General features: G+C 30.8%; 36 protein-coding genes. 10 read left to right on the forward strand and 26 right to left on the reverse strand.

The annotated features are described in order from the left end of the window. From ABZA65_RS11685 to ABZA65_RS11730, 10 genes are all read left to right on the forward strand, one after another. Nucleotides 1-998, forward strand: a 998-nt coding sequence (locus tag ABZA65_RS11685) for a DNA cytosine methyltransferase (RefSeq protein ID WP_373073847.1), incomplete at its 5' end; no start/stop codon positions are given. A gap of 60 nt (nt 999-1,058) precedes the next feature. Further along, nucleotides 1,059-1,325, forward strand: coding sequence for a hypothetical protein (locus ABZA65_RS11690; RefSeq protein ID WP_373073849.1), 267 nt, complete (start codon nt 1,059-1,061; stop codon nt 1,323-1,325). Nucleotides 1,326-1,407: 82 nt separating this feature from the next. Further along, nucleotides 1,408-1,734 carry a hypothetical protein gene (locus tag ABZA65_RS11695; RefSeq protein WP_373073851.1) on the forward strand — a complete coding sequence of 109 codons (327 nt, stop codon included), beginning with the start codon at nt 1,408-1,410 and terminating at the stop codon, nt 1,732-1,734. Beyond that, a complete protein-coding gene (locus tag ABZA65_RS11700; RefSeq protein WP_373073853.1) occupies nt 1,709-2,431 on the forward strand; it encodes a thymidylate synthase in 723 nt (240 codons plus the stop codon). The genes ABZA65_RS11695 and ABZA65_RS11700 overlap by 26 nt, the downstream gene beginning before the upstream one ends. Beyond that, nucleotides 2,419-3,711, forward strand: a complete 1,293-nt coding sequence (locus tag ABZA65_RS11705; RefSeq protein ID WP_373073855.1) for an asparagine synthase-related protein — start codon at nt 2,419-2,421, stop codon at nt 3,709-3,711. The genes ABZA65_RS11700 and ABZA65_RS11705 overlap by 13 nt, the downstream gene beginning before the upstream one ends. Nucleotides 3,712-3,731: 20 nt before the next feature. Next, nucleotides 3,732-4,175, forward strand: a complete 444-nt coding sequence (locus ABZA65_RS11710; protein ID WP_373073857.1) for a cytidine/deoxycytidylate deaminase family protein — start codon at nt 3,732-3,734, stop codon at nt 4,173-4,175. A gap of 1 nt (nt 4,176) precedes the next feature. Continuing rightward, entirely contained in the window at nt 4,177-4,686 is a 510-nt protein-coding gene (locus ABZA65_RS11715) for a hypothetical protein (RefSeq protein WP_373073859.1), read from the forward strand. Then, the gene (locus ABZA65_RS11720; RefSeq protein ID WP_373073861.1) at nt 4,676-5,116 is read left to right on the forward strand and encodes a hypothetical protein; all 441 of its coding nucleotides are present in this window, start codon (nt 4,676-4,678) and stop codon (nt 5,114-5,116) included. The genes ABZA65_RS11715 and ABZA65_RS11720 overlap by 11 nt, the downstream gene beginning before the upstream one ends. A 72-nt stretch (nt 5,117-5,188) precedes the next feature. Then, nucleotides 5,189-5,476 carry a hypothetical protein gene (locus tag ABZA65_RS11725; RefSeq protein ID WP_373073863.1) on the forward strand — a complete coding sequence of 96 codons (288 nt, stop codon included), beginning with the start codon at nt 5,189-5,191 and terminating at the stop codon, nt 5,474-5,476. A gap of 223 nt (nt 5,477-5,699) precedes the next feature. Beyond that, complete coding sequence (locus ABZA65_RS11730) at nt 5,700-6,203, forward strand: hypothetical protein (RefSeq protein WP_373073865.1); 504 nt, start codon at nt 5,700-5,702, stop codon at nt 6,201-6,203. 15 nt (nt 6,204-6,218) lie between these two features. Here ABZA65_RS11730 and ABZA65_RS11735 read toward each other — a convergent pair whose 3' ends face one another. From ABZA65_RS11735 to ABZA65_RS11860, 26 genes are all read right to left on the reverse strand, one after another. After that, nucleotides 6,219-6,731 (reverse strand): hypothetical protein, encoded by a 513-nt coding sequence (locus tag ABZA65_RS11735; protein WP_373073867.1) that lies wholly within the window; start codon nt 6,729-6,731, stop codon nt 6,219-6,221. Then, nucleotides 6,724-6,921: a hypothetical protein gene (locus ABZA65_RS11740; RefSeq protein ID WP_373073869.1), complete on the reverse strand. Its 198-nt coding sequence runs from the start codon at nt 6,919-6,921 to the stop codon at nt 6,724-6,726. Before ABZA65_RS11740 ends, ABZA65_RS11735 begins: the two co-directional genes overlap by 8 nt. Continuing rightward, the gene (locus ABZA65_RS11745; RefSeq protein ID WP_373073871.1) at nt 6,918-7,109 is read right to left on the reverse strand and encodes a hypothetical protein; all 192 of its coding nucleotides are present in this window, start codon (nt 7,107-7,109) and stop codon (nt 6,918-6,920) included. The genes ABZA65_RS11740 and ABZA65_RS11745 overlap by 4 nt, the downstream gene beginning before the upstream one ends. Before the next feature lies 1 nt (nt 7,110). Next, on the reverse strand, nt 7,111-7,461 hold the full coding sequence (locus ABZA65_RS11750; protein WP_373073873.1) for a phage holin, LLH family: 351 nt from the start codon (nt 7,459-7,461) through the stop codon (nt 7,111-7,113). A gap of 2 nt (nt 7,462-7,463) precedes the next feature. Further along, nucleotides 7,464-7,826 (reverse strand): hypothetical protein, encoded by a 363-nt coding sequence (locus ABZA65_RS11755; RefSeq protein WP_373073875.1) that lies wholly within the window; start codon nt 7,824-7,826, stop codon nt 7,464-7,466. Nucleotides 7,827-7,829: 3 nt separating this feature from the next. Then, nucleotides 7,830-8,075 (reverse strand): hypothetical protein, encoded by a 246-nt coding sequence (locus tag ABZA65_RS11760; protein ID WP_373073877.1) that lies wholly within the window; start codon nt 8,073-8,075, stop codon nt 7,830-7,832. A 2-nt stretch (nt 8,076-8,077) separates the two neighbouring features. Beyond that, nucleotides 8,078-8,479 (reverse strand): hypothetical protein, encoded by a 402-nt coding sequence (locus tag ABZA65_RS11765; protein ID WP_373073879.1) that lies wholly within the window; start codon nt 8,477-8,479, stop codon nt 8,078-8,080. Nucleotides 8,480-8,489: 10 nt separating this feature from the next. Next, nucleotides 8,490-9,482, reverse strand: a complete 993-nt coding sequence (locus ABZA65_RS11770; protein ID WP_373073881.1) for a hypothetical protein — start codon at nt 9,480-9,482, stop codon at nt 8,490-8,492. Nucleotides 9,483-9,492: 10 nt separating this feature from the next. Next, the gene (locus ABZA65_RS11775; protein WP_373073883.1) at nt 9,493-10,206 is read right to left on the reverse strand and encodes a DUF2612 domain-containing protein; all 714 of its coding nucleotides are present in this window, start codon (nt 10,204-10,206) and stop codon (nt 9,493-9,495) included. A gap of 4 nt (nt 10,207-10,210) precedes the next feature. Further along, nucleotides 10,211-11,377 carry a baseplate J/gp47 family protein gene (locus tag ABZA65_RS11780; protein ID WP_373073885.1) on the reverse strand — a complete coding sequence of 389 codons (1,167 nt, stop codon included), beginning with the start codon at nt 11,375-11,377 and terminating at the stop codon, nt 10,211-10,213. After that, a complete protein-coding gene (locus ABZA65_RS11785) occupies nt 11,374-11,724 on the reverse strand; it encodes a hypothetical protein (RefSeq protein WP_373073887.1) in 351 nt (116 codons plus the stop codon). The genes ABZA65_RS11780 and ABZA65_RS11785 overlap by 4 nt, the downstream gene beginning before the upstream one ends. Before the next feature lie 9 nt (nt 11,725-11,733). After that, entirely contained in the window at nt 11,734-12,444 is a 711-nt protein-coding gene (locus tag ABZA65_RS11790; protein WP_373073889.1) for a Gp138 family membrane-puncturing spike protein, read from the reverse strand. After that, nucleotides 12,444-13,265: a hypothetical protein gene (locus ABZA65_RS11795; RefSeq protein ID WP_373073891.1), complete on the reverse strand. Its 822-nt coding sequence runs from the start codon at nt 13,263-13,265 to the stop codon at nt 12,444-12,446. Before ABZA65_RS11795 ends, ABZA65_RS11790 begins: the two co-directional genes overlap by 1 nt. Continuing rightward, nucleotides 13,258-13,581: a hypothetical protein gene (locus ABZA65_RS11800; RefSeq protein ID WP_373073893.1), complete on the reverse strand. Its 324-nt coding sequence runs from the start codon at nt 13,579-13,581 to the stop codon at nt 13,258-13,260. Before ABZA65_RS11800 ends, ABZA65_RS11795 begins: the two co-directional genes overlap by 8 nt. After that, nucleotides 13,578-14,336 (reverse strand): phage baseplate protein, encoded by a 759-nt coding sequence (locus ABZA65_RS11805; protein WP_373073895.1) that lies wholly within the window; start codon nt 14,334-14,336, stop codon nt 13,578-13,580. Before ABZA65_RS11805 ends, ABZA65_RS11800 begins: the two co-directional genes overlap by 4 nt. Continuing rightward, the gene (locus ABZA65_RS11810; protein WP_373073897.1) at nt 14,333-15,823 is read right to left on the reverse strand and encodes a phage tail tape measure protein; all 1,491 of its coding nucleotides are present in this window, start codon (nt 15,821-15,823) and stop codon (nt 14,333-14,335) included. Before ABZA65_RS11810 ends, ABZA65_RS11805 begins: the two co-directional genes overlap by 4 nt. 33 nt (nt 15,824-15,856) lie before the next feature. Then, nucleotides 15,857-16,015, reverse strand: coding sequence for a hypothetical protein (locus ABZA65_RS11815; RefSeq protein WP_373073899.1), 159 nt, complete (start codon nt 16,013-16,015; stop codon nt 15,857-15,859). A 68-nt stretch (nt 16,016-16,083) separates the two neighbouring features. Continuing rightward, nucleotides 16,084-16,479, reverse strand: coding sequence for a hypothetical protein (locus ABZA65_RS11820; RefSeq protein ID WP_373073901.1), 396 nt, complete (start codon nt 16,477-16,479; stop codon nt 16,084-16,086). A gap of 68 nt (nt 16,480-16,547) precedes the next feature. Continuing rightward, complete coding sequence (locus ABZA65_RS11825) at nt 16,548-16,976, reverse strand: hypothetical protein (protein WP_373073903.1); 429 nt, start codon at nt 16,974-16,976, stop codon at nt 16,548-16,550. A gap of 13 nt (nt 16,977-16,989) precedes the next feature. Beyond that, complete coding sequence (locus ABZA65_RS11830; RefSeq protein WP_373073905.1) at nt 16,990-18,486, reverse strand: DUF3383 family protein; 1,497 nt, start codon at nt 18,484-18,486, stop codon at nt 16,990-16,992. A 12-nt stretch (nt 18,487-18,498) separates the two neighbouring features. Beyond that, nucleotides 18,499-18,972: a hypothetical protein gene (locus ABZA65_RS11835; RefSeq protein WP_373073907.1), complete on the reverse strand. Its 474-nt coding sequence runs from the start codon at nt 18,970-18,972 to the stop codon at nt 18,499-18,501. Beyond that, a complete protein-coding gene (locus tag ABZA65_RS11840) occupies nt 18,969-19,292 on the reverse strand; it encodes a hypothetical protein (RefSeq protein WP_373073909.1) in 324 nt (107 codons plus the stop codon). The genes ABZA65_RS11835 and ABZA65_RS11840 overlap by 4 nt, the downstream gene beginning before the upstream one ends. Nucleotide 19,293: 1 nt before the next feature. Further along, nucleotides 19,294-19,743 carry a hypothetical protein gene (locus ABZA65_RS11845; RefSeq protein WP_373073911.1) on the reverse strand — a complete coding sequence of 150 codons (450 nt, stop codon included), beginning with the start codon at nt 19,741-19,743 and terminating at the stop codon, nt 19,294-19,296. Continuing rightward, complete coding sequence (locus ABZA65_RS11850) at nt 19,740-20,093, reverse strand: DUF4054 domain-containing protein (protein ID WP_373073913.1); 354 nt, start codon at nt 20,091-20,093, stop codon at nt 19,740-19,742. The genes ABZA65_RS11845 and ABZA65_RS11850 overlap by 4 nt, the downstream gene beginning before the upstream one ends. A 9-nt stretch (nt 20,094-20,102) precedes the next feature. Then, entirely contained in the window at nt 20,103-20,510 is a 408-nt protein-coding gene (locus tag ABZA65_RS11855; RefSeq protein WP_373073915.1) for a Rho termination factor N-terminal domain-containing protein, read from the reverse strand. A gap of 32 nt (nt 20,511-20,542) precedes the next feature. Continuing rightward, nucleotides 20,543-21,487 (reverse strand): major capsid family protein (locus tag ABZA65_RS11860; RefSeq protein ID WP_373073917.1); only part of this gene is annotated, 945 nt, incomplete at its 5' end.

The raw sequence follows: 21,487 nt of genomic DNA on the forward strand, positions 1-21,487 counted from the left end.
ATGCACCTTTTACAACTGATTATAATAATATTGATCATCTTGTTGGTGCTGATATTGTAATGGTACATGATGATTGTGGAGACTTCTCAGGTTTAAATCTTACAGGATCTAAAAAGTCTGATGTGCAATGTCAGGGTAAAATACCAATGACAGTTGAAGCTGTTAAGAAAATTCAACCTAACTTTTTTGCTATGGATAATCTTCCTAAAATGGTTGAGATATTTCCAGCTCAATATTGGATCGATCAATTTCCCGAATATGATATTTATTTCGAATGGATTAGTAATTATCATTATGGTAATCCCCAAAAGAATAGAAAAAGATTTTTTATCATTGGAGCTAAAAAAGAATTTAACTTTGTATTTCAACCTGGTGAATTTGACTTCAAAACTAATATGGATATTTATAGTAAAGACTGTGAAGATCTTAAAAATCATATACCTGTTAAACTTACAGATCCAATTAGAGGTGTTAGTAAATTAGTTGATGAAGATGGTTTACCGCTTATAACTTGGCAAGATCTTTATGATTATGATAAAAGAAATAAAAGAGGATTATTACCTTATATGACACCTAAAGGTAATATAAGCGGTAAACCTGGAACAGCTAAGAATATGCAAAACTTCTCAATGGTTATAACTGGTGGTATGACAACATTTAATCATAAAACAGGTTTACCTTTAACAATTAGAGAAAGAGCTAATATACAAGGCTTTCCAAGAGACTTTGAATTTGTTCTAAGAGATAGTGAACATTGGTCAGGTAAAGGGTTTAGACAGGTTGGAAAAGCGATGCCTGTACAATTTACAACCTATGTTACTAAACTATTTCTAAGCTACTTGGATCCAAGTTATAAAGTTGATATAACTAACGAAAGGTTTTTATCACCAAATCAATATATTGATAAAATTAAATTAGATTATTGTTCTAAGTCAGAAGTACCTGAAGCAGCTTGTGAGTCTTGCTGGTTGCAGAGTAAATGTGAGAATTATCTTTAATGTATTTATAATGTAAATTTAGAGATAATAATCTGAATAAAACGATAAAAGGATAAAACGATGAAAATATGTGATGACTGTTTCGAAGACTTTGAACCTCGAAACAAAGACCAAACCGTCTGTGATCTTTGCCTTGGTGTTGAATCAACTAATGAAGAATATACTATCGATCAATGTATACATATATGGAAGGTATTTCATTCAAGAGGTGGTTTTGACACTCAAGAGCAAATTGACGAATATCAAAATGTTAAAAAAGTTTATAAGAAGTTAGCTCGAAAAGATCTAGCAAAAGTTAATGAAAAAATTAAGAAGGGTAAATCATGAAAAAAATCAAATTAAGTGTAGCCGCAACAATAGCTATTGAACAATTAAACCAAAAAGCAAAAGCTGCTAAAAAGAGTAAATAATGAATAACCAATTAAAAGAAGTTCAATCGGAACGAGGTAATGTATATGGTGGATTTGACAATCACTCAAAAGCTGTTGATCAAATCATGGAAGTTCTTAGAAATGTAAATAAAGAAAAAAATGATGTAACTATAAAACAGCAATGGCCTGAAGGTTTTGAAACAGCTGCTTTTTATATGGTAAGTAAAATGGTTAGATTAGCTACAACACCAGAACATGTTGATAGTGCTTTAGATCTTAGTAGTTATGCTGATTTATGGCTTAAGATTATACAACCTGAAACACAAGAAGGAATTGCAGATGAGACAATCAATAAAAAGGCTTAGAGTATTATTGTTAGAGTCAGGTCAAGAAGTAGAAACTCAAAAGTGGCAAGGTAAAGATAATCACCCTAAATTTTTAGAGTTATTACATGCAACAGCTATGATACCAATGGCTCAAAATATTGAAGATATGAAACAAGAAGCTCAACCTATGTTACCGTGGGCTGATATACATTTTGATGAACGTGTAGGTGGTGAACCTTTAAATCCCCCACCAAGTCATAAATTATGGTTAAGAGGTAATGAAGAATATATGAGTGGTACTAAATTCTCACATTCATATCCTGAAAGATTTTGGAGTAAAACTCTTCATAATGGTATTAGATATGATATTGGTGATTTAGGTGATCTGATTCAGTTACTTATAAAAGAACCTGATACACGTCAAGCTTATCTTCCTATATATTTTCCTGAAGATATATTTGCTGCTAGATCTGGCGAAAGAATACCTTGCACACTTGGTTATCACTTCATTGTTAGAAATGGTAAATTAGATCTATTTTATCCGATGAGAAGTTGTGACGTTATTCGACACATGCACAATGATTTATATCTAGCAAATAGATTAGCTTTATTTGTAAAAGAACAGGCTCATCTAAAAGATATTAAACTTGGTAACATTCATTTTGTAGCTACAAGTTTACATTGTTTTACTTCAGATCGAATTGCTATTGAAAAGGCTATAAAATGTGCGGAATAATGGTATCTAAAAAATCTGACGATTATGGCTTTGAAATGAAACACAGAGGTCTTCATACAAAAATAGTTCATGAAAAAGGTATTGTATTTTTTCATGAACACTTACCTATTCAGGCAAGCTTTGAAGACAACCCCATTATTGAAACTGAAAGATTTATTATACTTTTTAACGGTGAAATATTTCATGATGATTATGATAATGATTTGGAGTATATTTCTGACACATTTCGAGCTAATACTTTATTTGAAGCTATTGAAGATATTATCCAACAAGATGGGTTTTATTCATTTATAATTTATGATAAAGATCATAAAAATATTTATTGTTTTACAGATCCTTTAGGTAAAAAACAATTATACTTCAATGATAAGTCAATAGCTAGTGAATTACGACCTTTAGCGAAAGGTTCAATCAATAACCTTCATTTATCTAAAACAATCAAATTTGGCTATGTTACGGATGACTCAACACCATATTGGAACATAAAGAGAATTTTACCAAACCAACTATATACATTCAATATTAATTTCAGACTTTTGAATGTTAGTGACACTATGTATAAGTTCCAACCGAGACAAGGTGATCTATATGACATTATTGATAAAGCTGTTATTAATAGACTTAAAGGTCATGAGAATATAGGATTACTTCTGTCAGGTGGTTTAGACTCAAGTATCATACACCATCATATTGATAAGCAAAGAAAACATTTAGAGCTTACAAAAGAAGTAAATACATATTGTGTTGACAATCTTGGTGATTATAAATATGCTAAAGCTGTAGATGAAAATGTAGAACTTATTGATTTAGATCATTCTGACGAAGCTTTAGTTGCTATGGAAATGCCAATGGATCTTGGTAGTATGTACCCTCAATATAGTTTATTTAAACAAGTAGATGAAACTGTAATTCTTACAGGTGATGGTGCAGATGAAGTTTTTGGTGGGTATAGACGTATGAACGAATATGATTCACAATTAAGTGATATTTTTGATGAATTACCTTTCTATCATAATGTTAGACTCGATCGAATGTCAATGATACACACTAAAGAAGTTAGAAGCCCTTTTCTGAGCTTAAAAGTTATCGAGTACGCTTTAGGTTTACCTTATGAACAACGTGTGAATAAACAGCACTTACGAGATAGATATAAAGGTGTATTACATACAGATATTGTTAACAGACCTAAAGAACCACTAAAGACTGATATTATTCGTCAATCAAATGGTGTATCATATAGAAAACAATTAGTTGATAAATGGTTAAAGGATAATTCATGAATAATATAAATCATGTAATGATGCAAACAGCTCACAATTTTGCTTCATTATCTTACGCTAAAAGAAAAAAAGTTGGAGCTGTACTATCTAACAACGGTAGAATTGTCGCTTGCGGTTATAATGGAACAATACCCGGAGCTGACAACTGTTGTGAGACAGAAGTTAAATGTGATAGTTGCCAAGGTATGATATGTGAAAAATGTAATTTTACAGGTACTACTTTAACAACTAATGAATTTGTTTTACATGCTGAACAGAACTTATTAACCTTTTGTAATAGAGAAGGTTTAAAAACTGAAGATTGTACATTATATGTAACTATGGCACCATGTAAGACTTGTTCAAAATTAATAGCTTCGGCTGGTATTAAAGAAATATTTTACGATGAAGAATATCGTGATTTATCGGGTGTTCAATTTCTTAAAGATCTTGGATTAAAAGTAACTAAAATAAAAGGACTATAAAATGTTAAAATATACAACAAGAGATTTACAAGATTTAACTTCAAAATGGGGTGCAGCGAGACTGATAACAGTTAATGGAAATATTCCTACACAAACAATTAAGTTTGGTGAAGAGATGAGTGAGTTATTCGAAGCTGAAAGTATTGATGATGTTAAAGATTCTATTGGTGACATGGTAGTTGTAGCTTCAATGATAGCTGATCTTAAAGGTAACTCAACAGCACTTGAATGTATGTTACATTGCGAAGAAGAGTTTCAAGCAGCTACAAATAAAGATCTACTTATTATTTGGTTTGGTAAATTATGTAAAACAACTGTTAGAGGTGATCTTACACAGATTGATCTAATTGTTGGTGGTTTACTTAAAATCTTAGATAATATCTGTAATGAATATAATTTATCATTCAATGAGTGTTGGAATTTAGCTTACAATGAAATTAAAGATCGAAAAGGTAAGTTATTAGAAAATGGTAATTTCATTAAAGAATCAGATATTAAAGATGAAAATTAAACCTTATATTAATTTATACTACTTACAAGTTCTTGATGATATGCAAAATATTCTCAAGAACTCTACACCAGGTAAGCGTCGTTGGACTTTAGATCCTGTAACAGGTTTACCTGATTACGGTATGACTGAACGATCTACATTTCCAGACTGGTCCAAATTCTTTTATGAGACTACACCTAAAAATGATAAAATCAAATATTGTCAAGTTAATGGGCCTAGACCTTATGAAGATGGTTATTTCAACGGTAATACTAAAGAGTTTCTGAGAATCCTTCGAAATGCGGAAAAAGGTTATATGTCTAATTATTGTCGGATCCGTGCAGCTTTCGATCAATCGGTTCATGGCTATCTTTCTGAGATACGAGACTTTGAAGAACAATATGGTGAAACTTACTATCAGGAAGAACTTTTAGATGAATGTCCTTTTTAATTATATTCTAATGCCATCTTAATGTATGATATGAGATAATGTTCCTACATAAAAAACTAAAAGGATAAAAAGATGGAACACCAACACGATCTGATCGTTAAATATCTCTCTCTAATTTCAGAACAAGAAAAGATAATTAACACACTAAACCAATCAAATAAAACATTACAAACTAGAAACACTGAGCTTAGATCACAAAAGCGTATTTATAAAGATTCAGCTTTAGAGTGGAAAAGTAAACATGATGCAATTAAAAGCTGCTTATCAGATACATATAAGGTCTTATTATCAGATTCAAATATTAACAAAGGTATGCAAGAAGCTATCGATATTTATAAACAAAATCAAGGAGGTAATTAGTATGACTGCAAGTGAAAGAAAAAAGCTTAGAAAGAAACGTAAAGCCAGACAAGAAAAACAAAATCAAGGATTATAAAATGGAAAAAATATTATTGATTATAACAAACTTAAAGATGAATTTATCAAAGACTTTAGATGTTACAGATTATACAGTTTCGGATCTAAAAAAGACAATTAATGCTTATAGTGTTAATTTTGATGTAAGAGTTAAAAGGTATATGTAATGAGATTAGCTGATAAAATTAGATTTGAATGCTTCTGTGCTTTTGTACATAGTCGACTTACAAGTGTCGGAACTGCTGAAGATTTTGGTGTACCAATACTCAACGATGACGATAGTCAGGTTGTAGAAGGTAAAGGTGAAAGACTTATTAAAGAATTATCTAGTGTAGCTACAATGACAACTATTAATAAGAAAATTGAATCAGGTCAAAGTGTTATGATCGCTAATATGTATCACAACAATTACTCAAGACTTTTAAATCTTATGGATAAAAAAATTAAGAAAGATGATGAATTTCTATCGGCTCTTTTAGGTATATCTATGATGATGAGTTATTATGAAAATGATAAACATGAAAAGCTATTACAGGATAAAATCTCGGTTGACGAACTTAATAGTATTTTCTCAGCTTATGAGAAAACAAGCAAAGCTGATAAGGTCTTAGTTTTTAAAATGATGAATATTGGTAGCTATATAACCGAAAATTATATTAAGAAGAAATGACCTTAGAGATTTACTCTAAGGTCTGTATAGTTCAAAGTGAGGTAGATCATCAAAAGATTGATCTTCAAAATTATTATCAAAATCCCAATCACCACCCCATCTAATTTTATGAGATATTTTTTTCTCTTCATAAAGCTTATCACCAATAGCAACTATAATACCGGCCATATAATAGAACCTAGCTCTTTTTTTAGCCGCATTTGAAAATGATATAGGATAAGGTGCAGCATCAACAGCAAATGAAATAATTGGCTCACCAGCTTGATTATAACTGTAAGTACCTAAATCTTTATCGTCTTCATATATTTCTGGTTCAACCTCTTTACCCTGATGATTTGATTTTTTAATAATACCATCAAGTTTAGATTTCCCTTCAGCAAAGTATTTCTGTTGAGTCTTTAAAAGTCTCATACCTTCATAACAACTAATATCAATAACTTTTATAGCTTCATTGAAAACCATTCTAATATCAGGATGACATGTAGCTAACACTTCTTTGGATCTTGTACCATAATTATATTTATTCATTACAAACTCCTAACTGTTTATTTAATTTATATTGTTTAACCATCCATAAATCAGTCTCTACGTCATTTAAAGACTTTATCTTAGATAATATGTGTTTAGATGGTTTTGGATACGTAGGACAAATTGTAGCTGTACTAAAACAACCAGTGAATAAAAAGACACAACCTATAAGTAAGATTAACTTAATCATGACCAAGCCTTTTCATCATAAACTTCTGATGTGTGAATTGCTTCATCATCAATTTTCTTATATTCTTTTAACTTTTTATTTTCATCTTTAACTTGATCTAACTCTTTAGACTTTTTACCTGCAACATAAGCAGCTGTAGGAATAAAAAGTTCTTTTACAAAAGATAAAAGAACTTTTAACCAACTCATTTTAAGCTCCGAACTTTTGAGCTATTTTTCTATCAATCATATCATCGAGTTGATCTGCATATTTGGTTACAACATTTTTATCAACTTTGTTAATATACTCTTTAGCGACTTTCAATTTATCAGATCCAGCTAATTTTACGGAGGTACTTTTAGATAATACCTTTGATTTTTGTTCAGCAAAGTTAATAGCATTATCAATAATTCTTTCAACTTTATCGTTCTCAAACCCATATTTTGTAACATCGATTTTTGTTTTGATTAGTTGCTTAACATAAGCGCCTAATATTGCCAAAATACCACTTATTAAAAGTGCCATAAACTGATAGATTAATTCCTGTGTTGTAGTTTCCATAACTAACTCCTTTTATCTAGTTTGTCTAATATCTTATCGATACCATTTTCAAGCTTATCGAATTTCTCATCAATATGTTTCTCCATTTGTTTAAACATCTCTTTTGATACAAACTCGGCTCGCACTTGCTCCATTGTAGGGGCATTACCTAACCTAACTTTGTGTTCAGCAATTTCAGTATTTAATTCATCAATCTTATCGAACAACTTACTGTGCAACTTTTCATCATCTTTTTTATGATTTGTTGAACTAACCTGCATCTTTTCTATATCTTTTGAATGTTGATCTGTTTTATTTCTAACAGTAACAAAGATCGAGATATAGGTTATAAGACCTAAAACTACACTTACTTGCCAACCTTCCATCGGTTATTCTCCTAAACTTTTCTTACAGTGTTCTGACTCTAACTTACTTAAAAACTTACATAGTAATTTCTCAAACCTATTAGCTTTACCTGATTTGATCCTACGACCTACATGGCTTGAAATAGTTTCATCTTGTGAGCCATTCCAAAAAAGAACATTAAAGAATTGATCTATAACAAGAAGAAGTCTTAAAAAGTAAGATCTCTTCTTCATATCATTTTCAAATTTCTCAATCAATTGTTCTTTCATAATTATTCACCAACAAAAAATGAGTTTCTTTTACCTACAAACCAAATAGCGAAAGCTTCAAACTCTGTATTTTTTATAGGCATTTTAGTTCCATTTTCAAAATGGATGATCGTCTCAGTAAGACCTAATTGAAAAGCCATACTAACTTGCATTAAACCATCAGCATCATCTTTCATAAATGATACTTGATAATCTACATTATTAAGAGTGTAGATTTCACCTGTAGATTTTACTTTTTCTAATTCTTGTTCAGGTGTTAATAATATTTTAGGTATAGAAAATGAATTATTTTCAAATAACATACCACATATTACATTGTATTCAGTTTCAATAAATCCTTCTTCTTTATTTGGTTGAACTTGAATAACAAGATTATTACTATCTGTTTTAAAATATTTTTTCATTTTTTATTCCTTATGATAATTTCCATATTTTCATATCAGAGTACACCTCTACACTTGACGATAAAGCACGACCTAACCCGTCAGTGGTTTTAGCAGCAGAACAATATGACTGTCCCACAATATTTTTAGATGATCCGGATATTTCAATAAAACCGTTTACAAAATGTCTATTTCCTACTGTGTTCACCCCTGAAGCAAAACCTTGAACTCCTGATAATAAATCTATAGAATCAGTTATATTTCTAATTTCGGCTCGATTATCACCAACAGCATAAACAGTTGCTTCGAATTCAATATAATAATTACCTACCGGTAAAATAACCTCGTTTGATGACAAACTTACACCTGATATGTTATTTCGAATAACCGTATTTAAGTCTCTATTATTTGTGCCAGCAGAAGCACTCCCACCTGATGTACCACTTGTTTTTTGATCTTGAGCATGAAAAAAATCATTAAAATTCAATATATTACTTAAAGTAGCGAGACTATCATCAACATATTTCTTATTAGCTGTTTGATAATTAGTTGTAGGTGCTGATGAAGGTGTAACAGGAAATGAACTAAAAGTTTTAATTCCTGCTATTGTTTGAGCATTTAAAAGATCTACAAATTTTCCATCTAAATTTTCCCAGTTCGTACTATCCGTTGTTGGATCGTTACCTTGATTCGGTGTTCCACTTGTTCCAGTTTTAGCTCTATAAAGTTTTCCATCACTTCCTACAACATAACTATTCACAAAATATTCTTGAGTCGTATTCCAAGTAGCTAAACCTTGTTGATATAAATATGATATTAAGTTACCTAAAGTATAAGCTAAAGCATTAAAATCTTGTTTTGTAGGATTATCGTTAACACCTACAATTTCCCAACCTTTTAAAAAATCAGCATTTAAGTTATCATCTATATCATCACTTTGTGTTACATCACCAAAGATCGTTCTGTTTGTACCTGTTGCATCAATAGCAAAAGGTTCGACCTTACCGTTAAATCTATTTAACATTTAATTCTCCTTATATTATCTTAGTAGCAAAATAGCTATCTATATGAGGTCCAAACTTATCACCAAAACCCGTATTATTGACTTCAAAGCCGAAAGTTGAACCTTCAGTATAACTGACAACAGCTTCATACTGAACACCTTGCGGTCTTGGTATAAGATCTAATTGTTTGATGTATTGTATCGAATCAAAATTAAATGTGCTATCAATATAAATTGTCATACTCATATCTTTGTTATCAACAACATAACCTTTGTTATCAAATAGGTAGTCTATAGCGTTTTGAATAGATAGTCTGTCACCTTCATCGATCATAGTAACTTTAACATAATTTTTAATTATTTGAGATCGTATATAAAATCTATAATCATTGTCATTTAATTCCCCGGTTGAATATGGTATTTCAAATTTATTTTTAAAAGGGTAAGCTACAACATTTAGAAATTTATCATCCATCGGATATGCTGTAGAAGTATTATCACTAAAACCAAAATAATTCTTAGGTACTGCAAAAGGAACTTTTCTTGATATACCTACAATTTTACCTAGAATGTCTAGTTGTGCACCAACAGCATTATCAAGATCAAAAGCTTCTTCAAACATATTAGCTAAATCATAAACATCTTCAAGACTACCTATAATATTTTCAATATGCGATAACGCCTTAGGTTTATCTGAGTATTGAACAATTAAAAGTTTTTTATATTCATCTGTAAATAAACCCATAATTTTATACCTCGGTGATAGTTATATTATCTACATCAATAATTGGTCTTTCATCATAATCTGAAGTTAATATGTCATCAACCCAAGTTATCTCATCCCAACTAAGTTCTAGATCTGAAGCTATAAATGTTGTACCAGCAGAGTATATTGTAGCGTATAATTCTGTTGCAGTAATAGTTTGGTTGATGTTAAATTCTAAAGCTGCTAGTGCTGCTTTAATAGCGTCTGTATCAATAATATCGGTTGGAAGTCTTTTTGTAACATTCATTCTCATGTAAACATCAGCTTCGACAGGTCGATCAAATTTTACATCATGATAATGAACTCTAAAAGTACCGTTAGATCTTTCGAAGTTCTCAACATAAGTTTCTTCTATATTACCTTTTAAACCACAACCAATTGTTTTATCTTTAGCAATTATTTCGGCTATAGAATTTATATCACCACCTTCACAAATAATCCACATTGTGTGAGCATCAATATCTCGAGTAGTATCGTATACATCAGTTTGATTTTCATATATAACAGCATCAGCTACATCATCTAATTTTAATAACTTACCTAAAACACCACCAACAGTACTCACAGAATTATAACCGATAAGTTTGTTTCTTCTTTTTCGTAACTCAATATCAGTTTCTTCATTTCGTCCTGCAATAGCTGCAGCTGGATTTGTTAAACTTGTTACTTGAGTTAATATTGTTACAGGTTTTGTTATCGTATCAGCTGAGGCTTCTACTGCACCCCAATCAACAGCTTTAAATGATATTAGATTAACACCTGTTGTAAGTGTTTCCTCTTGGTTAACAACCCATTCTTGACCACTTGTATCTTTTACAGTATAGTCTGAAGGTAATATAACATTTGAGCTAACTGTGATATTAATATCAACAGTTGATTTTGTAGCAGCTAATCTTGATGTTGCTATCAATTTTAATATCTTATCTAATTCTCGACCTTCAGCTTGATCTGGATCGAAACCATTATAGATTTTAGCAAGTAATGATTGTAAGTCATAAACAGTATTAGCATATATCGCTATTTGCTGCCCATCAGGAGTGTCTTGATCTATATTAATATCATCACCATAAATATCTTTGAAACCTTGAGAAAGTGTATCAAAGATGTCAGCAAAGCTATCTAATTGTATTCCATTTTCATCTATAGTCATATCTCTAATCCTAACGCATTATTTACTGTGTATATAGTATCTAAATCTATATTAATTTTAGCCGATCTAAGATCACCTTCATCTAATTCAATACTATTAATCTTAGTTACACCTTCAGTCTGAAGTGTAACTCTTTCCACTTCTTTTATGATAGTTTCCTTTGTATCTTTATTACCTAAAATAGTAAACCAATCAATATTAGCATCTTGATCTAAAAACCAATCATTTTTAAAACTTTTTAATCGAGTAGTAACATTTTGTAAAACAGCATCATTATCTTTTATATAATTAGCTTTACTATTACCAAAAGTCCAATCGTCATTTTCATCTAATTGTCTTACTTGCATATAAACTCCTTAGTTCGATGTTGATGTTTCATTACCTATACCATTCGAAGTATGTGTATGATCGTTAAGTGATATTGAACCAGATTTAACATCAATTGAAGATTGAATTTCAACATTTGATGTTAATGAACCACCACCAAGACCGCTAAAGTTAGCAGCTGAAATTGTTCCAGTACAAGTTATATTTCCATTAACTTGTAAATTACCATTAATTGTTTGATCACCTGTTAGAGTATAATCACCAGTTTGATCTCGATCACCTTCATGAACATAATCACCTTTTTGATAAGCATCACCTAACATAGTTATAACTGTAGGAATATCAAGTTCTCCATCTTTATTTTTTAAACCAACAAAAGCTATTGAGTCACTATAATCATGAATTCTAGCTTCTAGTGGTTTTTCAAAATCTTGGCCATTATACCAACCATCAAAACATCTTTCACTTACAAACAATATACAATAATCACCAACAGAAATTGGCATTTGTATTGAGCTACTACCACCTAAGAAATTTAAAATAGGTACTTCTGCAAATTCGGGTAGATCTATTTTTTCATCATTAACAACTCTACTTATAACAGGTATACAATTTATTGTCTTTTGATTCACCTTAGTTACTTTTGCAATTAGTGATGTATGTGTATTTCTTAAAGCTTCGGCTATTGCCATTAATAATACATTTTCTAATGATGGGTTTTCATTACTATTATAATTCATTATAAAACCTTATAATTCTGTGCTAGTGTGCACGTACATTCTTGTGACCAATCTGAACCATAATTATCACCTTTATATTTTATAGTAACAACTTTATAAATAGCATTTAGATGTGTTGCAAATTGACTTTTTAATTCACATAAACCACCAATTTTAATAGCTGGGTTTAGAAGTGTATTAAATATAACCTCACTATTTTTTCTAACAGGTGTATTTAATAATCCTGTGTTAGCTTGGATTAGAGGAATATAACTACTAACAACCTCATCTGTTTTAATAATGTAAAGCTTCTCTTCATCAATGAAATAAGTCTCATCATCTTCTAAATTTTCTTCAATTAATTTAGCACTATTTCCTACTAAGACCTTAGGCCTTATAAGTTCTTTTTTAGTTGTAATTTTTCCCAAATTTGTATTTTGCATATCATCAATGATATTACTTACATTATTATTCGTTACAGTTTTTGAAGTGAAGCTGTTTATAAAATCAAACCCGCCATCTTGACTTACAATTGTTGTTATAAAATCAGATCCACTTTTAACTGAACTTGCTTCAAAAACAGTACCTTTAAATAATGTTTCTAATTTGTCATAACCAGCTTTAAATATAAAAGGTAGTCGAATAGATCCATCTTCTTTATCTTTTACAAGCTTTCGTTGTTTATCTTGTGTTAGGTTATATATTTGTATTTTACATGTATTAAGACCACCTCTGATCGATTTAGTGATCTCAAATACAACTTTTAACTCGGGTACAATCTTTACGACCTCACCTGATGTTAATGTTATGATTAATTCATAATCTCTTATAAACCTACTCAACTTCATAACCTCTTATTGATTCAACCTCATCACGATCTATAAAGTTAAAATCAAAAATATTTTCTTCAAAATTATCAGCAGCAAATGGATCTAAACCTGTACCTTTATCATCTATCACAATATCAAAAGGATAATTCTTACCAGTTAACATCATAACACCTGATGAAAGTCTTAAGTTGTCTACAGATTTATCTTTGTAGCTAACACTCATTAACCAATTGTCAAATCTAAAGTTCAATGTAACTGTTATTAATTCACCTTCAAAAGGTATTGAAAATTCTTGAAATTCAGTTGAATCTATTTCTATTTTTTTCATGATAATATAGTTCCTAAAAAGCTTTTCTTTTGTGTCTCACCTTCGATCACACCTTTATTTTCTTTTGGTGTTGTTTTACCTTTTACACTTGATGATGGTTTTTTAAAATATTGATCACTATCAACAAGTATTGTTTTAGCAAATCTAATCTGCTTAGCTGACAATTTATATTTAAGGGCCTGTGTTGTTGTATTATCTCTTACAATAGTTAAAGATGTTATTCTCATATTTTTATAAGTTCTAAATGGCATCTCAATATCGATCAACTGCTTACTATAATATATCTGATTTAAAAAATCAAAGAAATCATTCTGAATAGTTTTTTCTTGTTGACCACTAAAAAAATCATAAACCTGTTGACCTTGTTCTAAAGCATTTTCTAATTCATCGTAAGCTTTTGTTATTGGTTCAGCAAACTTATCAATCTTTTGTATCATTTGCTCGGTCTTACTACCAATATATGTATTTGAAATAATATCGGCAGCTTTATCAATAGTCTTAATTAATATAGCTGGAGCAAATACTGCTTTCTCATTAATGTCAGCTACTTCACCATCAATATTAAGTATTATTGGATTATTTATTATATGATCGTTTATAACTGAACCATCTTCAACATAATGATCTGGTACATCACTTGTTAATTGTATTGACTCATTAACTCTGACATCAGCAGTAAAACCACCTATACCTATATTTTGTCGATCATCAGTTCTATCGTAACCAAATATTTGTTTAGCAAAATCTTTAATCATCTTCCACCCTTATTGAATTGCACATTGGCATTGTTTAACATACCCTGTAATTCTGTAGAAACCTGTTGACCAGCAAGCTGAGGATTATCACTTTTAATTTCGATTTTAATATCATTGTTTTGTGTAGAGTTACTTCCACCTACTTGAGGTATGGTTTGAGTTGCTATATCTTTCCCACTACTGAAAGGGTTTAATGAGTCGAAAAAACTACCTTCAGACTTTTTATCATCATTACTGAAAGGGTTTAATGAACCTAAAGAAGGAACTTTAAAATCACTTATGTTAGAAATTATATCTGTTATAGGTTTAAAGAATTCAACAATCTGATTTATAATATTTTTAATAAAACTTGACATTGATGTAAAACCATTTTTAATACTTGCAATTGATGAATCAAAAGCGTCAGATAAAGTTTTTGTCATATCTGTAAACACATTACCAATATCAGTTATTAAACCTAATATATCAATATTGAACCATTCTTGAAACCAATCAGCAATAACACTTTGTCCACCTTCTAAACCATTAGCAAGATCATCAAATACAACAATAAGAGCTGTTATACCGGCAATAATTAATCCGATAGGGTTTAGATACATTGCTCGATTAAGATAAAGCATAGCAGCTCCTGCAAGCATTAAGGCGTTCTCAATACCAACTGTACCATCAATAAGATTATATAGCATTTTACCAAATCTGAATATAGCACCAAGACCTGTATTAACTAATTCAAAAAATTTCTTCAATCCATTCTGAATCATATCTTTATTAGCAATTAACATATCAGTGAAACCTTCAGCTACTTCTTGTAACTGAGGTGCAAAGGCTATTGCTAATCTTTTTTGAACATTATCAACACCAAATTTAAGAGTTGTTAATGAGTCATTAAATGAAGCTATTGAATCAGCATCTTTTTGTGTTATAACACCTAGAGCTTGAGCTTTTTGTCTAAGATCATTTATACCTTTAGATCCAAGCTGTAATGTTTGTAACATTGATTCATCAATACCTAATTTTTCAAGATATGATTTTTGTTCTTGAGCTGATAAACCTAATTGCTGGAAACGATCAGATAATTCTAAAAGAACTGTATCAGCATCTTTAACATTACCTATACCATCTCGAACCGATATACCTAATCTAGAAAAATCTTCACTTCCTTTTGTAGCAGCTTCACCAATTCTTTTAGATAAACCACCTAGCGATCTTTCTAATGCGTCGGCACTTGAACCATTAACAGAGGCTACATATCCAAATTCTTGAATTGTTTCAATACCAACTTCGGTCTCTCTTGACAATTGAACTTGAGCGTCAGCTGAGGCTAGAGTAGAAGCTAAGAAACCATTTAAGGCTACACCAGCAACACTCAACACACCAGTTACTTTTGTTATAGTACCTATAGCGCTAGTTAAACCTTGATTCAAACTATCAAGAGGTTTTAAACTACCTTGAAAAGAAAATTTGGTTGCTAATTCAGCTACTTGCATGTGTTCCTTCTTTTATTTTTATTGTATCACAATTTAGTTTTCATTTCCGTTTCGACTATCTTCTATAACCAGATTTTCAATATCACTCATAATAGACTCATATTCAATAATGTCTAATAATTCAGGTGTATCAAATTCCTTTATTTCTAAAAGTGAACCGTAACCTTTTTTAACTAAACTAAAGAATAACATATTAAGATCAGATAGATTTGTGTGATCTACATATTGATCGAAATAGTTAGTCCTAGTTATAAATCTTTTTAACCTGTACGCAACTTTGTTTTGTAAAAAGGGTAACAGATAACCTTAAGACCTAAAGCCACATAGTCAATATAATCTTCAGCATAATCTTCAAAGTGATTTGGTAGTTTACTAATCTGAGAATTATCAAACAAGATTCTATCATCAACTTTTTTCATAAGAGTTTTAAATTTATCATCAGTAATAAAACCATAATTACCCATTGTTATACTACCTTCGATCTGTGAGTATAGAGCAAGAACTTCTAATCTAAATTGATGAGATAATTTTGAAAGTTTGTATGTTCGACCGTTAACTTCAAATGATCCATTTGTGTGCCATTCTTCAAGTTGTTTAAGTATAGCTTCTCTTTGTTCTTCAAGTTGCTTTTGTAATTCATCTTTATTTTTATTCATAATTTGAACCTTTTAAAAATAGGGTATAAAAAGATTATACCCTATTTGACACCTAATCTAAATCAAATTTAGATTAGTCTTCTAGCAAAACATTCAACAGTGTACTCAACTTGAGCATTTCCATCTTGATTGTTTTTAGTGTGTGTTGGTTTATCTGTAAAAGATCCAGCTTGAAGCTCAAAAGATTCAGTTAATTCTTCATCATCTTTAATATAGATTTCCTTAACTGATCCATTGAATACAACAGGTGTATCTTTATTCATTTGTTCATTTAAAAATACATCAGAGTCTGAATCTCTCATAACTCTGAATTTTAACGTATGAACATTTCGATCTGATCTATGTTGAATATTAACTGATTGATTACTTCCGTATGTTCTAGCTGTATCAGGATTAACTGGAGCTAACTCAATAATGTCACCATTAATAAAATCACTAATAACCTCATCATTTAAGATAAGAGTCGTGCTTTCTGCTTTAAAACTTACTATTGCCATGTGTTACCCTTTCTTATAAGTTATATTGAATTGTTACATCAACACTGTGTATTGCACCAGCATTTTTGAATGCAACTTGTATTGCTGGAGATTTTCTAGCTTCTCTATCACTTTGAGCTTGTTCTGAAAGTGGTTGAGCATATACATAAAAACCATTTGTTTCAATATTTCTATTGAACACTTCAACATTACCAAATGTATCAGGACTGTTCCAAGTACCTGCACCAATAACTTTAGCTTTTAAGAATAGTCTTAAAGTCTTTTCAACAGTATCAACAATCTTATTAACATCTTCATCAATCTGAGCTAACTTCGTACCAGTTGTACCTAATAAGTTAAATAGATCTATTTGAACAAACTTCTTAATTGCTATGAAGTTGTAAACATTATCAGCAAAACCATTTGCACCTGATACAAGTAATTTTGGTAAATCTCCAAAAGTAGTGTAAAGATCTAAACCAACTTTTTTAGCTTTATTAATTTCATCTTGTGTAAAGTCTTCAGATACTATACCTGATAACTCTTTTAGATTTAATGTAATAGCACTATTTTGATTATTAAAGTTAACAGTGTGAAGTCTTGACATAACTGCAACAGCTAGTTTTCTATTTCCAACTTTACTGTAAGCCATTCTGTAATTCTCACCACCAGCTAATTTAATTTTCCATACAACATTTGTTATATCTCTTTCAAGATTGTCAGCTGAGTCAAATACATCATAAAATATAACGTCATTTGATTTACCCCATGTTGATAATGCTTCTGTTTCAACATCAGTTGGATTGTCAATAAATACACAACCTTTAAATGGTTCTTCTTTTAATACTTCTGTAACAGCAGTTTCTTTTGATTCAGCTGTTAACACTTGAGCTGCTTCACCATCAACGCTTATAGCACCTGTACCGCTCGCTAGATTTAAAGTTTCACCTATAAATGTTCCCGTAGCTCCAGCTGATAATAATGATAATTCCGAAGTTGCTCCAGTTGTATCAGAAGTGATAACAATTTTTTGATCGTCTTCTGTAACAGTAGCTCCTGTAATACTTGTATCTAATAATGTAACAATATCATCTAAAGAATCAATTGTTCTAAAATCAACACCTGTAACATTTTGAGTAACTCCATCAACATCAACATCGAAAGATCCATCTGATATTAATTGTAAGACACCTACAACTGTCGCCTCACTAACTTGAGCACCTGTAAGAATACCAGCTGTTGCTGCTACACTTTCATCTGAAGCTCTCCAGAAACCAGCTACCAAATAACCACCACTATTTGTAGGGTTTTTAGTTTGAGCAAATAATATTTTTGCATACTCATACATACTTGAATTTGTACCAAAATCATCTGCTACACTTGTTAGATCTGTATAAGCGATTGTTCTGTTTGCAGAACTTAAAGCACCTAACTCACTTGTCATAATTGCCACTATATTCATATTCGTTCTCGATAGACTTCTACCTGAGGGAATTATAGATACATTAACAACATTACTTAAATTTGCCATGTTTATCTCCTTTTATTCTTGTGTGTACTCTACAGGAATTTCCTCAATTCGTAAAGTATCGATCTCGAAAGATTGATTATATTGTACCAATATTTCTATTTCGATACGATCAAAATACTTATTACCAAGTTGTTGCTTCAAATTATTAAGGCTAGAAGGACGATAAACTGTTATGTTTTTACTTTTTTCTAGATCTTTACCAGCTTGAGCTGATTGGATATTTGTAAACTTATAAGCATTTGTTTCTGAGTTAGGTCCATAGAACTCAATAGTGAATGTACCTTGAAAAGAAGTTCTACGAGTTTCAATTTCCGTATCATATTCATATTCTCGACCGTGAGCTTGAGGTAATACTGACAAAGTGTCAACAACAATATAATCATTACTAAATATTTTTTGATTACCATTTTCTCTACCTACAATAACTTTGTCTGCATCAAAAGACATAAGCTCTGTAATGTATTCGGCTAGTGTAACTAATATCATTTTTGTTCTTCCATTATATTTTCATAATAACCATATTCACTATAATCACCATCTTCAAAAGCTTTATATCGAACACCCTTGTATTCGATCTCATCATCAATAAGTATCTGATCAATACTGTGTACTTGAATATAACGTAAAGACCAATCGACCTTATCTTTATTAAGTTTTTCTTTTTGAGCCGGTTGAACTACACATTTAATAGAACTCTCAACATAATTTTCAACAGGTTTATGTTGGACAATAGTCGTCGTAACTTTGAACAATTTAACCGGTATAGAAAAGTTTTTAACAGTTCTTGACATATTTGGTAAACTCATGTTATTCCTTTACTACCCAAAATGTAACAGATTGAACAAGTCGACCTGTATCGAAAAGTATTGATGAAGATCCTTTCCGATTTTTAGTTTCTTCTTTTATATCTCGCCATTGACCATAACCTTGATTCTTGAAAGAAGTTTTAGAAATGTTCTGAGCTATTATACCAACCTTATTTAGATTAGGTATAACATCACCACCACTCATAACACTTTTAAAACCACTCTCTAAAGCCTTCTTTATCTTAGCAGCTTCCTTTTCCATAGGTAAACGAATAAAAGACCTTCTAGGTACTCCTAAGCCATATTCATGAGCTGATCCAACTTGTAATATACTTGCACCATTTTGATAATTACCTACATCAGCAGGTAGTCCCACCTTAATAGCTGTTTTCTTAGCGATCTTCAATTGTTCAGTTATATGATTTAACTGACTTAGATCATTCTTTTTCATACAAAGTATGCGCCCATATTATTAGCTGTAAGCATCTTAAATGTTTGACCATAAATTGTTGATGTAAAAAATTTATCATTGTTATCTAAAGGATTAGCAACATAAGAAGTTGAAACACTTCCAACACTTTCACTACCAACCTGTCTAATCTGATCACCGTCAGACTGTGTAACGTTGATCGAAACCAAGTGAGCTAATAGATTTAAGATTATCTCGTCATCACAAGCATTTGATCCATATTCAGCATTATAGTAACATTTATAAGTATTTTCATATAATGGAAGATATGTGTCAATCGCATCTGTATCTAGATTTGGAAACCTTGTTTTTAAATCATCTATTAGCGCCATGGTTAAACCTTATTTTTTAATCTCAATTAAATTACCAGCAATAGCATTTTTGATTTTACCGTGAGCAGCATCTTCTGATGATAGTTCAAATGTACTACCTTTAAAAGTCTGACCGTTAAAACCAAATGGACCTTTGATAAGTTTTTTAAATACTACTAGAGAACTTTCAACTTCATCTTCTGCTTCATCTTCTGTTTCAACTTCATCTTCTGTTTCAACTTCATCTTCTGTTTCAGACGACTCATCAGCACCATCTAATAATTCATCAAGCTCATATGTTTCAGCAGCTTCATCTGAACCTAAGATAAGATCTATTAGTTCATCTTCTTTTAATCTACTATAACCAGTTAAACCTAATTCTTTACATTTAGCTTTAAGTTGTTTTGTTGAAAGTTTTTTTAATTCATCTCTACTCATAATATATTCCTTTTAATACATTAAACGATCTATTACAGACCGCTTAATGTTCTTCCTGATGAATCTTCTAATACATCAAGACCAGCAATTCTAAATTTAGAGTCAACTCTAAATGAGAACGAAGTTTGTTTGATGATTTCACCAATTGTAAGTCTTACTGGAATTCTCATTACCATTGACTCATCATTTGTTGAATATGCAACTGTTTTAGAAGCACCACCAACATCAGCAGCTCTGAATGTAGTTGTGAATTTAATGTCAGAGAAGTTATCTTGTAAAGCTTTTAAAACTGTACTTGAACCATTAGCTGTATTTAACATAGTAGCTTGGATCTTATTCATAACATAAATTGGCATAGCAACAGTATCACAAGAATATTCAGGTGTGTTGTTAACTCCATTTCTTTGAGTTGTGATAAGTGTTGCAAACTCATCATACATTTCTTGAGGTGTTAAGTTATCAATAGTATTAGTTGCTGAATCAGTTGTCCAACCAGAATAATTTAATAAACCTTCTTGACCATTGTGACCAATATAACCGATCTCATCAACTTTTTGGTTGTAAAGTTTATTGTGTGTACCAATATATCTTTGTACCAAGTTAATATTTTGAAGATCACCTTCTTTAACATCATCGTCAGTCCATAATGAATGAGCTTCTTTAGGGAATACTTTAATGTAAGAGTCTTCAGCAGTAAGTGAAATTCTACCTTTACCTGAATTTAAATCAGAAGAGTCTGCAAAGTCACCTTGCTCAGCAATTCTTAACGATTGAATTCTTCTTGAATAACCACCTGTGTTATCAACTGTAATACCTGAATTAACAAAAGATAATTCTGGATATTTCTTTTCAAAAACTTTAGGGTTAACTGCTGTTAAATTTCTAGCAAGAATAACACCTGTTGCACTATCTTTAAAACCTGCAGCTGAAGCTGAGTCAGCAAAAGCCTTAAATCTATCTAAATCGTATAATTGACC

Source organism: Sulfurimonas sp., from assembly GCF_041583195.1.
Classification (GTDB): Bacteria; Campylobacterota; Campylobacteria; order Campylobacterales; family Sulfurimonadaceae; genus Sulfurimonas.

Excerpts from the sequence above, each read along its gene's own strand:
- ABZA65_RS11690 (WP_373073849.1), top strand. The coding sequence starts at position 1,059 with ATGAAAATATGTGATGACTGTTTCGAAGACTTTGAACCTCGAAACAAA.
- ABZA65_RS11695 (WP_373073851.1), top strand. The coding sequence starts at position 1,408 with ATGAATAACCAATTAAAAGAAGTTCAATCGGAACGAGGTAATGTATAT.
- ABZA65_RS11700 (WP_373073853.1), top strand. The coding sequence starts at position 1,709 with ATGAGACAATCAATAAAAAGGCTTAGAGTATTATTGTTAGAGTCAGGT.
- ABZA65_RS11705 (WP_373073855.1), top strand. The coding sequence starts at position 2,419 with ATGTGCGGAATAATGGTATCTAAAAAATCTGACGATTATGGCTTTGAA.
- ABZA65_RS11710 (WP_373073857.1), top strand. The coding sequence starts at position 3,732 with ATGCAAACAGCTCACAATTTTGCTTCATTATCTTACGCTAAAAGAAAA.
- ABZA65_RS11715 (WP_373073859.1), top strand. The coding sequence starts at position 4,177 with ATGTTAAAATATACAACAAGAGATTTACAAGATTTAACTTCAAAATGG.
- ABZA65_RS11720 (WP_373073861.1), top strand. The coding sequence starts at position 4,676 with ATGAAAATTAAACCTTATATTAATTTATACTACTTACAAGTTCTTGAT.
- ABZA65_RS11725 (WP_373073863.1), top strand. The coding sequence starts at position 5,189 with ATGGAACACCAACACGATCTGATCGTTAAATATCTCTCTCTAATTTCA.
- ABZA65_RS11730 (WP_373073865.1), top strand. The coding sequence starts at position 5,700 with ATGAGATTAGCTGATAAAATTAGATTTGAATGCTTCTGTGCTTTTGTA.
- ABZA65_RS11735 (WP_373073867.1), bottom strand. The coding sequence starts at position 6,731 with ATGAATAAATATAATTATGGTACAAGATCCAAAGAAGTGTTAGCTACA.
- ABZA65_RS11740 (WP_373073869.1), bottom strand. The coding sequence starts at position 6,921 with ATGATTAAGTTAATCTTACTTATAGGTTGTGTCTTTTTATTCACTGGT.
- ABZA65_RS11745 (WP_373073871.1), bottom strand. The coding sequence starts at position 7,109 with ATGAGTTGGTTAAAAGTTCTTTTATCTTTTGTAAAAGAACTTTTTATT.
- ABZA65_RS11750 (WP_373073873.1), bottom strand. The coding sequence starts at position 7,461 with ATGGAAACTACAACACAGGAATTAATCTATCAGTTTATGGCACTTTTA.
- ABZA65_RS11755 (WP_373073875.1), bottom strand. The coding sequence starts at position 7,826 with ATGGAAGGTTGGCAAGTAAGTGTAGTTTTAGGTCTTATAACCTATATC.
- ABZA65_RS11760 (WP_373073877.1), bottom strand. The coding sequence starts at position 8,075 with ATGAAAGAACAATTGATTGAGAAATTTGAAAATGATATGAAGAAGAGA.
- ABZA65_RS11765 (WP_373073879.1), bottom strand. The coding sequence starts at position 8,479 with ATGAAAAAATATTTTAAAACAGATAGTAATAATCTTGTTATTCAAGTT.
- ABZA65_RS11770 (WP_373073881.1), bottom strand. The coding sequence starts at position 9,482 with ATGTTAAATAGATTTAACGGTAAGGTCGAACCTTTTGCTATTGATGCA.
- ABZA65_RS11775 (WP_373073883.1), bottom strand. The coding sequence starts at position 10,206 with ATGGGTTTATTTACAGATGAATATAAAAAACTTTTAATTGTTCAATAC.
- ABZA65_RS11780 (WP_373073885.1), bottom strand. The coding sequence starts at position 11,377 with ATGACTATAGATGAAAATGGAATACAATTAGATAGCTTTGCTGACATC.
- ABZA65_RS11785 (WP_373073887.1), bottom strand. The coding sequence starts at position 11,724 with ATGCAAGTAAGACAATTAGATGAAAATGACGATTGGACTTTTGGTAAT.
- ABZA65_RS11790 (WP_373073889.1), bottom strand. The coding sequence starts at position 12,444 with ATGAATTATAATAGTAATGAAAACCCATCATTAGAAAATGTATTATTA.
- ABZA65_RS11800 (WP_373073893.1), bottom strand. The coding sequence starts at position 13,581 with ATGAAAAAAATAGAAATAGATTCAACTGAATTTCAAGAATTTTCAATA.
- ABZA65_RS11805 (WP_373073895.1), bottom strand. The coding sequence starts at position 14,336 with ATGATTAAAGATTTTGCTAAACAAATATTTGGTTACGATAGAACTGAT.
- ABZA65_RS11810 (WP_373073897.1), bottom strand. The coding sequence starts at position 15,823 with ATGCAAGTAGCTGAATTAGCAACCAAATTTTCTTTTCAAGGTAGTTTA.
- ABZA65_RS11815 (WP_373073899.1), bottom strand. The coding sequence starts at position 16,015 with ATGTTATTCTTTAGTTTAGTTAAAAAAGGTTACGGTTCACTTTTAGAA.
- ABZA65_RS11820 (WP_373073901.1), bottom strand. The coding sequence starts at position 16,479 with ATGAATAAAAATAAAGATGAATTACAAAAGCAACTTGAAGAACAAAGA.
- ABZA65_RS11825 (WP_373073903.1), bottom strand. The coding sequence starts at position 16,976 with ATGGCAATAGTAAGTTTTAAAGCAGAAAGCACGACTCTTATCTTAAAT.
- ABZA65_RS11830 (WP_373073905.1), bottom strand. The coding sequence starts at position 18,486 with ATGGCAAATTTAAGTAATGTTGTTAATGTATCTATAATTCCCTCAGGT.
- ABZA65_RS11835 (WP_373073907.1), bottom strand. The coding sequence starts at position 18,972 with ATGATATTAGTTACACTAGCCGAATACATTACAGAGCTTATGTCTTTT.
- ABZA65_RS11840 (WP_373073909.1), bottom strand. The coding sequence starts at position 19,292 with ATGAGTTTACCAAATATGTCAAGAACTGTTAAAAACTTTTCTATACCG.
- ABZA65_RS11845 (WP_373073911.1), bottom strand. The coding sequence starts at position 19,743 with ATGAAAAAGAATGATCTAAGTCAGTTAAATCATATAACTGAACAATTG.
- ABZA65_RS11850 (WP_373073913.1), bottom strand. The coding sequence starts at position 20,093 with ATGGCGCTAATAGATGATTTAAAAACAAGGTTTCCAAATCTAGATACA.
- ABZA65_RS11855 (WP_373073915.1), bottom strand. The coding sequence starts at position 20,510 with ATGAGTAGAGATGAATTAAAAAAACTTTCAACAAAACAACTTAAAGCT.